The organism is Nocardioides sp. SRI_004 (genome assembly GCF_057586415.1).
On the sequence record NZ_JBYCZV010000010.1, the window covers coordinates 51,746 to 64,128 of the forward strand.

The window sequence follows — 12,383 nt, forward strand, 5'->3', positions numbered from 1 at the left end:
CCGAGCTCCCCGGGTAGGAGTCGAACCTACGTCGCTTGTCCTGATTCAAAGTCAGGCGGGCCCTGCCGGCAGACCAACCGGGGATTGCAGGAGCCCAGCCTAGGGTGCTCGCGTCGTACCAGACCAAGTGGTTCCGGATCACCCGGATCCACGGCCATTGCGTCCGGTACGACGCGAGCCCGTCAGGCGTTCGGCGCCAGGCAGAGCAGGATGTTGCGCTTCTCGAACTCCCACGGCTGAGCGGGGTTGGCGCACTTGCCGCCGGACTTGCCGACACTCGCCACCTTGACCGTTGACGCCTCGCCCTTGGTGGCGGCGCATTCGACCTTCTTGGCGGGACTGGTCACGCCGCTCTCCTGGAAGCAGTCGCCCTTGGCCGCGTTGAGGGCCAGGCAGAGGTCGGCGACGTTGCCCGTGTCCTCGGTACCGAGCGAGATCGTGTAGTTCAGCTCGGTCTCACCACACTTGCCGTCGTCACTGACGATCTTGTACGTCGCCAGCGCGTCGTCGCAGCTGATCTCCTCGTGGTTGGCGCTCACGCTCGAGCCCGTCATGTTCACGCATTCGCCGACCTTGGGCGCGTCGCCCTCGGCGTCCTTCTCCTGGACCTTGTTCACCACGAGACCGATGCCGACCGCGACGAGGATCGCAACGCCCGCTCCGACGAGACGGCCGAGAAGGCCCTTCCCGAGCTGTGCCATGAGATTCCCTTTCAGGGGATGGTGGGGAGGTCCCGAGTCACCCTCAGCGAATTTTCAGGATCACCCTCCCACGGAGAGGGCTCGCCAAACTCACTTGAGGAGATCACGTCCGATAACCATGCGCTGGATCTGGTTGGTCCCCTCGAAGATCTGGGTGACCTTGGCGTCGCGCATCATCCGCTCGACGGGGTACTCGCGGGTGTAGCCGTTGCCGCCGAGCACCTGCACGGCGTCGGTCGTGACCCGCATCGCGGCGTCGGTGGCGGTGAGCTTGGCGATCGAGGCCTGCCGGGAGAACGGGCGGCCGGCGTCCTTGAGCCGCGCCGCGTGGAGGTACGACGCCCGCGCGCGCTCCACCTCCGCCGCCATGTCGGCCAGCAGGAACTGCATGCCCTGGAACTCGCCGATCGGCCGGCCGAACTGCTCGCGCTCCTTGGCGTACTCCACCGCGTAGGCGAGCGCGCCCTGGGCGATCCCGGTGGCGACGGCGGCGATGCCGAGCCGGCCCGCGTCGAGCGCCGACAGGGCCACCCGCATGCCCGCGCCCTCCTCGCCGACGAGCTGGCCGGCGGGGACCCGGGCGCCGCCGAAGAGGACCTGCGTGGTGACGTCGCAGTGCAGGCCCATCTTCTTCTCGGGGGCACCGAAGCTCATCCCGGCGGTGCCGTCGGGCACGACGAATGCGGACAGGCCGCGCTTCGGGTCCTCGGACGTGCGGGCGAAGAGGATGTAGTAGTCGGCGCAGGACCCGTTGGAGATCCACTGCTTGGTGCCCTTGAGGACGTAGTCGTCGCCGTCGCGGACGGCGGCCGTGCGGATGCCGCTCACGTCGGAGCCGGCCTGCGGCTCGGACAGGCAGTAGGCGCCGAGCCAGTCGCCGGACAGCATCCGCGGCAGCCAGGCGTCGCGCACCTCGGCCGAGGCGTTGGCCGCGACGACGGTCGCGGTCAGGGCGTGCACGCTGGTGCCGACGCCCACGCTCGGCCAGGCCGTGGCGATCTCCTCGACGACCTGGAGGTAGACCTCGTAGGGCTGGCCCCCGCCGCCGTACTCCTCGTCGAAGGGCAGGCTCAGCAGGCCCGACTTGCCCAGCAGCCGGTAGGCCGCCTCGGGGAACACCGCGGCCTCCTCGGCCTCCGCGACCTGCGGCGCGAGCTCCTTCGTGGCGATCTCCCGGGCGAGGGCGAGCAGCTCCTCGGCCTCCTCGGTGGGCAGCAGACGGTCGACGGTGGTGGCCATGCGAGCAACCTAGTCGCGCTGGCTGGGGGCGGCACCCTCGTCCGTGGGTGACCCGTAGGTGAGCTCGGTCCACTCCCCCACGTCGTAGCGGCCGTTGGTCTGGAGGGTGACCGACTGGATGCCGGCGGGACGGCCGTCGCGATAGGTGATCAGGGCGAGGTTCGCGGCCCGCCGCAGCTTGCTGCCGATGGCGATGGCGTACGCCGCCCCGCCCGTCGTACCGACCGTGTAGGTCCAGCCCACCCGCCCGTCGGTCGCGGTGACGGCGGTGGGTCCCTCCTCGACGTGGACGTGGCCACCGACGACGAGGTCGACGCACCCCCGCTCGAGGGCCTGGTCGCCGAAGTCGGCGTCGTGGACGAGCAGGGTGTTCACCCGGTCGCCGTCCTCGTCGGCGGCGCACACGGCGTCGGTGAGCCGCTCGGCGACCTCGGCCGAGGTCAGGCCCTTCTCGTCGCGCCAGTTGCCCAGTCCGCTGGAGCGCGGGTCGTCGACGCCGAGGATCCGCGACCCACCGGGGCCGTCGAGGACCTCGCCGTCGAAGTAGCGCCAGCCGAGCTGGCTCATGTGGCTGCGGACGAAGGTGCCGTTGTCGTGGTTGCCCGCGACCGCCCAGCGCTCGTCGAGGTCGTCGAAGGCGGCCGAGACGGAGTCGAGGGAAAAGGCCTCCCAGCGCTCCCCCGTCGAGGTGTCGTCGCCCGCGTCGAGGACCGCCGTCGCGCCCGCCCGGTCCGCGATCGCGCGCGCCACGGCGTCCATGCCGACGTTGAGGTGGCGGTCGGAGACCAGCACGGCGACGCTCTCGTCGTCCCCCGGCTCGCGCAGGTCGAGGTCGGCGGCGTCGTCCGCGGCCTTCGAGTAGAACGCCTGCCCCTGCTGGTAGCTGCTGACCGCGCTGGCGACCAGGCGCTTGGTCTCCTCCGTCGTGGCGTCGCCCATGATCTCGACGTCACGGGCCTCGTCGGGGAGGGGGATCTCGTCGCCGACGTACTCGGACAGCGAGATCCACCGCTCGGGCAGTGGGTCGTGGCGACCCCAGGTGAGTGGCGCGACGAGCACCACGAGGAGCAGCAGTACGACGAGCACCGCGATGACGCCCCGCGCCGACGGCAGCTGCGCGACCAGGGCCCGGCGCCGCTCCCCACCGACCAGGAGCCACAGCGCGAACGGCAGGGCCGCCAGCACGGCGCCCTGGAGGAGGGCGGCCACTGCCATCGTGCGCACCGAGCGCACCACCACCGCGACCTGGCCCTCCGGCTGGGACGCGATGGCGGCGTACCGCGCGGTGAGCTCCTGGAGCGACGTCGTGTCGGTCTTGCCGAGCTCGATGTCCAGGCCGAGGCGCGATCCCGACGGGGCGCGCAGGTCGGGCAGGACCGGGCCGGTGCGCAGCACGACCTCGCCCGAGAAGTCGGGACTGATCGTCGCCTCGTGGCTGGCGAGGTCGATGGTGCGCTCGCTGCCGGTGAAGATGACCGCGGCGATGGCGAGCGCCAGCACGGCCCAGCCCAGCACACCGAGGACGATCCCCAGCAGGCGGAGCAGCGACGCGCGCGTCATCGGGCCGGACCGGTCAGCGGCGAGCGCGGGCCTCGGAGATGGCGTACAGCGCGACCGAGGCGGCGACGCCGGCGTTGAGCGACTCGAGCACGCCGGCCATCGGGATCGAGAGCAGGCGGTCGCAGTTCTCCGACACCAGGCGCGAGAGGCCGTCGCCCTCGGAGCCGACCACGACCACGAGCGGACCGTTGGCGAGGTCGGCGTCGGCGACCAGCTCCGGGAGGGTCAGGTCGCCGTCGGCGGCCAGGCCGACGACGAAGCAGCCGGCTTCCTGGTAGGCCTGGATCTGCCGGGTGAGGTTGACCGCCTGCGCGACCGGGCAGCGCGCGGCCGCACCGGCCGACGTCTTCCACGCCGCCGCCGTCATCGAGGCCGCGCGCCGCTCGGGGATCACCACGCCGTGGGCACCGAAGCCGGCCGCGCTGCGGACGATCGCCCCGAGGTTGCGCGGGTCCGTGATCGAGTCGAGGACGACGACCAGGGGCGCCTGCCCCGCCTCGGCCGCCAGCTCCAGCAGGTCGTCGGGGTGGGCGTACTCGTAGGCCGGGATCTTTGCGGCGAGGCCCTGGTGGACCGCGCCGTCGGTGAGCCGGTCGAGCTCGCCGCGGCTGACCTCGAGCAGGCCGACGCCGTGCTCGGCGGCGAGCTTGAACACCTCGCGGAGCCGGTTGTCGCGCTCGGCGCCCTCGGCGACGTACACCGAGGTGACGGGCACGCGCTCGCGCAGCGCCTCGAGCACGGAGTTGCGCCCGGCGATCCACTCGGCGTCGCCGGGCTTGCGGCGCGAGCCGCCACGACCGCGCTTGGCCTCCGCGGCCTTCTTGGCCTGCGCGATCTTGTGCGCCTTGTGGTACTCGCGCTCGGTCGCCTTCGGCGTCGGCCCCTTGCCGGCGAGTCCGCGGCGGACCTGCCCACCGGACCCGGCCTGCGGCCTCTTGCTCGACTTGCGGATCGCGCCCTTGCGGGAGGAATTGCCAGCCACGTCAGTGTCCTTGCTCTCGGTGGTCGAGTAGCCCGCCGCGAGGGACGAGCGACGGGCGAATCGAGGCCCCAGTCATGTCAGCTCACCGTCCAGGTGGGTCCGTCGGGGGTGTCGGTGACCTCGATGCCGGCCGCCTTGATGCGGTCGCGGATCGCGTCCGCGCGCGCCCAGTCCTTGTCGGCGCGCGCCTGGGTGCGCTCCTCGAGCAGTCCGGCGACGAGGGCATCGACGGCCGCGGTGAGCCGCTCCTCGCTGTCGGAGCCACCGGTGCCGGCCCACGCGGGGTCGGCCGGGTGCACGCCGAGCACGTCGAGCATCGCGGCGACCGCGCCCGCGGTCGCGGTGGCGTCCTCGCCGGCGGCGAGCTGGCGGTTGCCCTCGCGCACGGTGTCGTAGAGGACGGCGACGGCTGCCGGCGTACCGAGGTCGTCGTCCATCGCCGCGGCGAAGGCCTCCGGCAGGTCGCCGGATTCGGGCGAACCGGCACGGTCGAGGAAGGCCTCGATGCGGCGGTAGCCCACGGCGGCCTCGTCGAGGGCGTCGAAGGAGAACTCCACGTGCGAGCGGTAGTGCGCCGCCACGACGTAGAAGCGCAGCTCGGCGCCGCGGTAGCGCTCGAGGATCGCCGGGATGGAGAGCGTGTTGCCGAGCGACTTGCTCATCTTCTCGCCGGCCGTGGTGATCCACGCGTTGTGCATCCAGTACGACGCGAAGGCGCCGCCCGCGGCCCGGGACTGCGCCTGCTCGTTCTCGTGGTGCGGGAAGCGCAGGTCGACGCCGCCACCGTGGATGTCGAACGCGTCGCCGAGGTACTTGCCGGCCATCGCGGAGCACTCGATGTGCCAGCCCGGGCGGCCGCGGCCCCACGGGCTCGGCCAGCTCGCGGTCTCCGGCTCGGAGTCCTTGCGGCCCTTCCAGAGGGCGAAGTCGCGCGGGTCGCGCTTGCCGCGCGGGTCGGCGTCGGCCGCGGGCTCCATGTCGTCGACGCCCTGGTGGGTCAGCTCGCCGTACGACGGCCACGACCGGACGTCGAAGTAGACGTCACCGGAGCCGTCCTCCGCCGGGTAGGCGTGGCCGCGCTCGATGAGCCGCTCGATGAGGACGATCATCTCGGGGATGTGCCCGGTGGCGGCCGGCTCGTAGGTCGGCGGCGCGACGTTGAGCGCGGCGTACGCCTTGTCGAGCTCGATCTTCATCGCATAGGCGAGGTTGTACCAGGGCCGTCCCTGCTCGGCCGACTTCGTGAGGATCTTGTCGTCGATGTCGGTGATGTTGCGGATGAACGTGACCTCGAAGCCCCGGTGGCGCAGCCACCGCTGGAGCACGTCGAAGTTCACCGCGGAGCGCACGTGCCCGACGTGGGGCTCGCTCTGCACCGTCAGGCCGCAGACGTAGAGACCGACCTTGCCGTCCACAAGGGGCACGAAGTCGCGGACTTCGCGGGTCGCGGTGTCGTACAGCCGGATGCTCACCCGGCAAGTCTAGGGATCCGGCGGGGTCAGTCGCGCATCGTCAGGCTCAGCAGCCGTAGCCGCCGTCGACGTCCAGCTTCTGCCCGGTGATGAAGCCCGCGCGGGGCGAGGCGAGGAAGCACACGGCCTCGGCGATGTCGGCCGCCGAGCCGAAGGTGCGCAGCGGGATGTTGCCGCGGGTGACCTCGAGCGCGCGCTCGTCCAGCTCGCCGCTGCTGATCAGCCGCTCGGCCATGCCGTCGGTCAGCATGCCGGGACCGACGGCGTTGACCCGTACGCCGTAGCGGCCCTCCTCCACGGCGAGCCCGCGCACCAGCGCCTCGACGGCCGCCTTGGGCGCCGCGGAGAGGCCGTCGCGGATCGGGAAGCGGGTGGTCGCGGCGGTGGTCACGGCGGTGAGCGAGCCCCGCGACTCGCGCAGGAACGGCAGCGCCGCGTGCGCGACGGCGAAGAAGCCGGCGGCGTCGACGGCGAGCTGGGTCGCCATGTCGGCCGGCGCCACGCGGGAGAGGTGGACCATCGGCACGTGCGGGCCGGCGGCGTACACGACCGTGTGGAGGCCACCGAGCTCGGCGGCGGCGTGGCCGACGACCCGCGGCACCTCGGCCGTCTCCGCCAGGTCGAGCCCGTACGACGCCACCCCGATGTCGACGGGACGGGAGCGGTGCGTCACCGCGACCCGGGCGCCGCGCTCCTCGAGCAGCTCGGCGATCGCGCGGCCGAGACCGCCCGAGCCGCCGACGACGAGGGCGCCACCGTCGCGGTCGGTGAAGTCCTGCATCCTCATCCCTTCGCGGTGACGTCGATGGTGTGCCAGCCGGTCGCACCGTCGGGCAGCACGTCGGCGACGGCGCCGGTCTGCACCTGGCCGTCGAGGTCGATGGCGCGGACCCGGATCCGGTGGTCGCCCTCGTCGACCCGGACGGTCACGCGCCACTGGACCCACGTGTCGACGTTGGGGGTCGTCGCGAGCTCGGCGTCCTGCCAGGGCCCGCCGTCGACCTGGACCTGGACGCCGGAGATGCCGGTGTGCTGCAACCAGGCGGTGCCGGCGCAGAGGAGCTCGCCGGCCCGGACGTCGTCGCCGTCGTGCGGGAGGTCGATGCGCGAGGCGATCTTGACCGGCCCCTGCTCGGCCCAGCCCTTGTCGGTCCAGTACGCCGTGATGTCGTCGAAGCGGGTGACCTCCATGTCGACGACCCACTTGGTGGCCGACACGTAGCCGTAGAGGCCCGGCACGATCGTGCGGACGGGGAAGCCGTGCTCGATCGGCAGCGGCTCGCCGTTCATCGCGACGGCCAGCATCGCGTTGCGGCTGCGGTCGGTGAGCGCGGCGAGCGGGGTGCCGCAGGTCCAGCCGTCCTCGGAGGTCTGGAGCACCGCGTCGGCGCCCTCCTGCGGACCGGCCTCGGCGAGCAGCCCGGCCAGCCGGACGCCGCTCCACCAGGCGTTGCCGATCAGGTTGCCGCCGACCTCGTTGGACACGCAGTTGAGGGTGATCCAGTCCTGGGTGAGCTCACGCTCGACCAGGTCCGCGTAGGTCAGCGTGATCTCCTTGTCGACCATGCCGTGGATGCGCAGGGACCAGTCAGCGGGCTCGATGGCGGGCTTGATGAAGGTCGTGTCGATCAGGTAGAAGTCCTCGCTCGGCGTCTGCCAGGGCGGCACGTTCTCGATGTCGAACGCGACGCCGTCCGGGACGGCCGGCGCGGTGACACCCTCGATCCGCAGCAGGCGGCGGCTCTCCTCCGCCCGTCGCCGCGCACTGCCCGCGACCCGGCCGACCAGGCCGGCGGCCGCGGCCAGCGCGGCCGCACCGCCGATCGCGACGAAGAAGTGGCGACGGGTGTGGGCCGGCTCGGCCGCCGGGTCGTCCTCCTCGACGACCTCCCAGTTGCGCAGCCACTCGGCGAGCACCGCGAGCGCGACCACCCAGACCAGGAGGCCGACGACGACCGGCGCGAAGTCGATGGGCGAGGGCGTCGGCTTGGTGGCCACGGCGACGACGGCGATCCCGGCCAGCACGGCGTACCCGGCGACGGCCGCCCACCAGCGCCGACGGGCGAGGCGGCCGAGCAGCGCGAACGCCACGGCGAGGAAGAGCAGGATGCCGACGATCAGCACCTTCTTGTCGTCGCGGTCGAAGGTGTTGATCGCCCACTTCACGACGGCGCCGGGCGTGAGGGCCGTGAATCCCTCGGCGACCGCGACGACCGGCGACTCCCGCACGTGCAGCAGTGCCGCGGCGGCATAGCTCATCGCCAGACCGAGCGCGCCGGCCACCAGGCCGGACAGTGCCCACCAGGCACGGGAGGTCCTCACACCCCGATTCTTCCTCAGGCATGATCGGCGCGTGAACACCACCGGGCTGCGCGTCGGGATCGGCTCCGACGTCCACCGTCTCGTCCCGCGCGCCGCGGGTGCCCCTCCCCTCGCCCTCGGCGGCCTCCAGTGGCCCGACGAGGACGTCGTCCTGGAGGGCCACTCGGACGCCGACGTCGCCGCCCACGCCGCCTGCGACGCCCTGCTGTCGGCCTCCGGGCTGGGCGACCTCGGCAGCAATTTCGGTACGGCGGAGCCGGAGTGGTCCGGCGCCAGCGGCGCGGCCCTGCTCGGGGAGACCCGCCGGCGGGTCGAGGCCGCCGGCTTCCGGATCGTCAACGTCGCCGTCCAGGTCATCGGCAACCGGCCGAAGGTCGGTCCCCGCCGGGCCGAGGCCCAGGCGGCCCTGTCGGGCGTCCTGGGCGCGCCGGTGTCGCTGTCGGCGACCACGACGGACGGGCTCGGCCTCACCGGGCGCGGCGAAGGCGTCGCCGCGATCGCGACGGCGCTGCTGTCGTCGTAGGGGCGTCGGCGTCCTGACCTGCGACACGCTGTCGCAGGCGGCGGGCGGCGTGGCAGGCTGGTCCTCCGACACCGACGTCGAGGGGGACCGCATGAGCGACCGCAACGTGATCACCGAGGACGGGCTCCGCATCCACGTGACCGTGCGCGGGCGTGATGACGCCCCGCTGACCGTGCTGCTGTCGCACTGCTGGACCGCCGAGGAGTCGGACTGGCACTACCAGGTCACCGACCTGCTCGCCCGCTACGGCCACGACATCCGGCTGATCACGTGGGACCACCGCGGGCACGGCCGCTCCGACCGCGCGCCCGAGGCGCAGTTGACGATCCCGCACCTCGCCCGCGACCTCGGCCTCGTCGTCGACACCTACGCACCCCAGGGCCCGCTGGTCGTCGCCGGCCACTCGGTCGGCGGCATGACCATCACGGCCATCCCCGAGGAGCGGCCGGACCTGATGCCGCGCATCGTGGGCGTGCTCTTCGTCAGCACCACCAGCGGCGAGCTCTCGAAGGTCACCCTCGGCCTGCCGGCCGCGGCCGGCGCCCTGCTGCGCGACCGGCTCCCGTTCGTGCTCGCCAACCGGGCGCGGATGCTCAGCCTCAGCCGGCGCGAGAAGTACCCCGTCATCGAGCGCCAGGTCACCAAGCGGTTCCTGTTCGGGCGCCCGGCGCGCCCGCGCGACGTCGGCCACGTCGTCGACCAGCTCGTGCACACCCCGCCCGAGACGATGGCGGGCTTCTTCAGGGACATGATGGAGCACGACCGGATCGGCAACCTCGCGGCCTTCGACGACGTCCCGGCCACCGTGCTGGTGGGCAGCCGCGACCTGCTCACCCCGCCCGAGCACGCCGGCAAGATCGCCCAGGGCATCCGCGGGGCCCGGCTCCTCGTCGCCCCCGACGCGGGCCACTACCTGCCGTTCGAGCGGCGTGAGCTGGTCTCCGACGAGCTCTGCGTGCTCGTCGACCGGGCGCTGGCCCGTGCCGCCGCTCAGCCGTCCAGCGAGCGCAAGGCGCCGCGCGGCAAGCACCACGCCCGCGCCTGATCCGGCCTGAACCGGTCCGGGTCTCAGGCCGCGGGGACCTTCCGGCTGCCGATGAGTACGACGCCCTCGACCACCTTGACGTCATACGCCGGGACGGTCACGTGGTGGTCGTCGAGGCAGCGCCCGTTGCGCAGGTCGAAGGCGTGGCGGTGGGCCACGGACGCGACGAACGGGGTCTCCCCCCGCCGGCCGACGATGCCGCGTGAGATCCCGCCGGCGGTGTGCCGCGCGAACGGATCGTGGTTGCCGAGCGCGTAGACCGCGTCGTCACCGGTACGGAAGATCGCAATGGCCTGTCCGTGCACCAGCGCGGTCACACCGCGATCGACCTCCAGCTCGGCCATCCGGCAGACCGGCTGCCACTCCTCCGCGGCGCGGTGGCCCGGGCGTCCCGTCATGCAGCGAACGTAGGCGGCGACTGTTCTCAGCGACGTTTCGCCGTGTAACGGGCGTGAAAACAGGTGCTCTCGGCCGCGGCCGGCCGTCGACCGGTCCTCGCTAGGCTTCGCCCGTGCCGACTCCCACCGCCGCCGTCGTCGTGCTCGCCGCGGGCAGCGGCTCCCGGGTCGGCGCCGAAGTCAACAAGATCCTGCTGCCCCTGCGGGGGGAGCCGCTCATCGCCCGGTCCGTCCGCACCGCCCTGGAGGTGCCCGGCGTCGACCCCGTCGTCGTCGTGTGCCGGCCCGGCGAGCGGGCGCTGGTGGCGGCGGCCGTGCAACCGGTCGTCGAGGAGCGCGAGGTCCTGCTGATCGACGGCGGCGCCACCCGCCAGGCCTCCGAGCAGGCTGCGCTCGACCTGCTCGCGCCCCGGGTCGCCGCGGGCGCGGTCGACGTGGTCGCGATCCACGACGGCGCCCGCCCGCTGGCCGGGGTCGAGCTGTTCGAGGAGGCGATCGCCGTCGCGCGCGAGCACGGCGGCGCCGTACCCGCGTTCGACCTGCCGGGCCTGCTCCCCCGCTCCCCGGGACCGGCGGGCGGCACCGGGGCACGGCTCGCCGGCGTGCAGACCCCGCAGGCGTTCCGCGCGGCCCCGCTGCTGGCGGCCTACGCCGCGGCCAGCGCTACCGGCTTCGAGGGCACCGACACCGCCGCTGCCTTCGCCGAGTTCGCACCCGGCGCGGACCTGGCGATCCGGGCCGTGCCGTCCAGTGCCCGCAACCTCAAGGTCACCTTCGCCGAGGACCTCCCGGTCGCCGAGCGCCTGCTGGGGTAGTCCCGGGCCAAAGCACCGGATCTCGCCGAATTCTGGTGCTTTTGACCCGGGACTACCGCTCAGCGAGGGTCGGTCAGGGCCTGCAGAAGCGCGATGTCGTCGTCCGAGCCGACGCGGCGGGCCTCGGGCGGGGCCTCGACGAGCAGGACCCGCTCGTCGCCGTACCGCTCCCGCAGCAGGCCCACCAACGCGACGAAGTCGGTCGACGGCAGGTCCTCCCCGTCGCCGAGGAGGTCGACGACGACCGCCGGCGGCAGCACGACGGGCGAGCAGACCATGACCAGTCCGTCGCGGTCGACGGTCGCGCCGAGGACGTCGCCACCTGCCCCGGGCGCGACCTCCTTCACGGTGTCGGTGACCGGCCGTACGCCGACGACGACCCGGTCCTCGACGGCGGCCCGGTCCGCACAGGAGGCGAGGAAGGCCGGTGGCGTCATCGGGCACAGCGGGTCGTGCAGCACGAGGGCGTCGCCGCGCTCGGCGAGCACCGACCAGGCCACGGTCAGGTCGACGAGGTCGATCCCGGCCTCGCCGGCCGCCCAGGCGGCGGTGGCGACCAGGGACTCGCCGTGGATCAGGTGGAACGGAAGGGCGCCACGGCCCTCATCGACGACCACCCCGGCGGCGGGGACGGAAATGTCGAAGGCGTCATACGGTTCGGGGCTCATCAGAGTCCCACCGTATGACGCCTTCGATGGTTGGCGAGGAGGTGCCTCAGGTCGCTCGACCCGAACTAGCTGGCGAGCACCTCGTCGAGGATGGTCTCGGCCTTGTCCTCGTTGGTGTTCTCGCACAGGGCGAGCTCGGAGACGAGGATCTGGCGCGCCTTGGCCAGCATCCGCTTCTCACCCGCGGACAGGCCGCGGTCGCGCTCGCGGCGCCACAGGTCGCGCACGACCTCGGCCACCTTCATGACGTCGCCACTGTGGAGCTTCTCGAGGTTCGCCTTGTAGCGCCTCGACCAGTTGGTCGGCTCCTCGACGTGCTCCGCGCGGAGCACCCCGAAGACCCGGTCCAGCCCGTCCTTGTCCACGACATCCCGAACACCCACGAGATCGAGGTTGTCGGCCGGCACACGGACCACGAGGTCCTGCTGGGCGACAATCCGAAGCACGAGGTACTGCCGTTCCTGGCCCTTGATCGTCCGCATCTCGATGTTCTCGATGACAGCGGCCCCGTGATTGGGGTAGACGACCGTTTCGCCGACGGTGAAAGTCATATGAGCAAAACCCCTTCCTAGGGCACCTATCCTACCACGCCCCAACGGCTCACCAGAAAGCGTTTGCGCAGGTCAGCACGGCAATCGGGGCGGCAACGGTGGCTTGA

13 protein-coding genes and 1 tRNA gene are annotated in these 12,383 nt (G+C 72.6%); 3 read left to right on the plus strand and 11 right to left on the minus strand.

Annotated elements, in window-relative coordinates:
* Positions 1–5: 5 nt before the first annotated feature.
* From AC2YHB_RS15000 to AC2YHB_RS15035, 8 genes are all read right to left on the minus strand, one after another.
* A tRNA-Gln gene (locus tag AC2YHB_RS15000) sits at positions 6–84 on the minus strand.
* 98 nt (positions 85–182) lie between these two features.
* Entirely contained in the window at positions 183–701 is a 519-nt protein-coding gene (locus AC2YHB_RS15005; protein ID WP_487354223.1) for an LppU/SCO3897 family protein, read from the minus strand.
* Positions 702–791: 90 nt separating this feature from the next.
* Positions 792–1,940, minus strand: a complete 1,149-nt coding sequence (locus AC2YHB_RS15010; protein ID WP_487354224.1) for an acyl-CoA dehydrogenase family protein — start codon at positions 1,938–1,940, stop codon at positions 792–794.
* A 9-nt stretch (positions 1,941–1,949) separates the two neighbouring features.
* Positions 1,950–3,500 carry a metallophosphoesterase gene (locus tag AC2YHB_RS15015; RefSeq protein ID WP_487354225.1) on the minus strand — a complete coding sequence of 517 codons (1,551 nt, stop codon included), beginning with the start codon at positions 3,498–3,500 and terminating at the stop codon, positions 1,950–1,952.
* Positions 3,501–3,513: 13 nt separating this feature from the next.
* Positions 3,514–4,482: a 23S rRNA (guanosine(2251)-2'-O)-methyltransferase RlmB gene (gene rlmB / locus AC2YHB_RS15020; RefSeq protein WP_036551006.1), complete on the minus strand. Its 969-nt coding sequence runs from the start codon at positions 4,480–4,482 to the stop codon at positions 3,514–3,516.
* Positions 4,483–4,559: 77 nt separating this feature from the next.
* The gene (gene cysS / locus AC2YHB_RS15025; RefSeq protein WP_487354226.1) at positions 4,560–5,954 is read right to left on the minus strand and encodes a cysteine--tRNA ligase; all 1,395 of its coding nucleotides are present in this window, start codon (positions 5,952–5,954) and stop codon (positions 4,560–4,562) included.
* Positions 5,955–6,000: 46 nt separating this feature from the next.
* Complete coding sequence (locus AC2YHB_RS15030) at positions 6,001–6,735, minus strand: SDR family oxidoreductase (protein ID WP_179652003.1); 735 nt, start codon at positions 6,733–6,735, stop codon at positions 6,001–6,003.
* A 2-nt stretch (positions 6,736–6,737) separates the two neighbouring features.
* Entirely contained in the window at positions 6,738–8,276 is a 1,539-nt protein-coding gene (locus AC2YHB_RS15035) for a molybdopterin-dependent oxidoreductase (RefSeq protein ID WP_487354227.1), read from the minus strand.
* Between the two features lie 31 nt (positions 8,277–8,307).
* Here AC2YHB_RS15035 and ispF point away from each other — a divergent pair, with 31 nt between their 5' ends.
* Positions 8,308–8,799 (plus strand): 2-C-methyl-D-erythritol 2,4-cyclodiphosphate synthase, encoded by a 492-nt coding sequence (gene ispF, locus AC2YHB_RS15040; protein ID WP_487354228.1) that lies wholly within the window; start codon positions 8,308–8,310, stop codon positions 8,797–8,799.
* Between the two features lie 91 nt (positions 8,800–8,890).
* Complete coding sequence (locus AC2YHB_RS15045) at positions 8,891–9,844, plus strand: alpha/beta fold hydrolase (RefSeq protein WP_487354229.1); 954 nt, start codon at positions 8,891–8,893, stop codon at positions 9,842–9,844.
* A gap of 23 nt (positions 9,845–9,867) precedes the next feature.
* Here AC2YHB_RS15045 and nirD read toward each other — a convergent pair whose 3' ends face one another.
* A complete protein-coding gene (gene nirD, locus AC2YHB_RS15050) occupies positions 9,868–10,242 on the minus strand; it encodes a nitrite reductase small subunit NirD (RefSeq protein ID WP_036551001.1) in 375 nt (124 codons plus the stop codon).
* Between the two features lie 113 nt (positions 10,243–10,355).
* Between nirD and AC2YHB_RS15055 the strand changes: the two genes are divergently transcribed.
* Entirely contained in the window at positions 10,356–11,057 is a 702-nt protein-coding gene (locus AC2YHB_RS15055; protein ID WP_179648015.1) for an IspD/TarI family cytidylyltransferase, read from the plus strand.
* A 59-nt stretch (positions 11,058–11,116) separates the two neighbouring features.
* Here the strand turns inward: AC2YHB_RS15055 and AC2YHB_RS15060 are convergent, their stop codons facing one another.
* Entirely contained in the window at positions 11,117–11,725 is a 609-nt protein-coding gene (locus AC2YHB_RS15060) for a glycosyltransferase family protein (protein WP_036550999.1), read from the minus strand.
* A 65-nt stretch (positions 11,726–11,790) separates the two neighbouring features.
* Positions 11,791–12,276 carry a CarD family transcriptional regulator gene (locus AC2YHB_RS15065; RefSeq protein ID WP_028654642.1) on the minus strand — a complete coding sequence of 162 codons (486 nt, stop codon included), beginning with the start codon at positions 12,274–12,276 and terminating at the stop codon, positions 11,791–11,793.
* Positions 12,277–12,383 lie beyond the last annotated feature (107 nt).